This window comes from Rugamonas fusca (assembly GCF_014042365.1).
Taxonomy (GTDB): Bacteria; Pseudomonadota; Gammaproteobacteria; order Burkholderiales; family Burkholderiaceae_D; genus Rugamonas; species Rugamonas fusca.
The window spans coordinates 1-271 of the sequence record NZ_JACEZS010000093.1; the positions used below are offsets into that span (position 1 = coordinate 1).

The following is a 271-nucleotide window of genomic DNA, read 5'->3' on the forward strand; positions in this document are numbered from 1 at the left end:
TGCGTTTGTTGATACATACAATCATTACCCATTACTTTGATTTTGACGTCAAAGTAATCAATAAATAATCTTTACTTTTACTTCTTCCAGATTGTTAAAGAACATACAGCACTTGATCTCTAAAAGACCAAACCTAAACCTCTGATGGCTTACGTTTGCGCTTTTACTTGAACCTTTGGTGGAGGATGACGGGATCGAACCGACGACCCCCTGCTTGCAAAGCAGGTGCTCTCCCAGCTGAGCTAATCCCCCCTGGTAGGGCTGGTTGGAC

Annotated in this window: 1 tRNA gene; it reads right to left on the reverse strand. The window is 43.2% G+C overall.

The annotated features are described in order from the left end of the window. Nucleotides 1-176: 176 nt before the first annotated feature. Nucleotides 177-252 (reverse strand) — tRNA-Ala (locus tag H3H36_RS26460). Nucleotides 253-271: the final 19 nt, after the last annotated feature.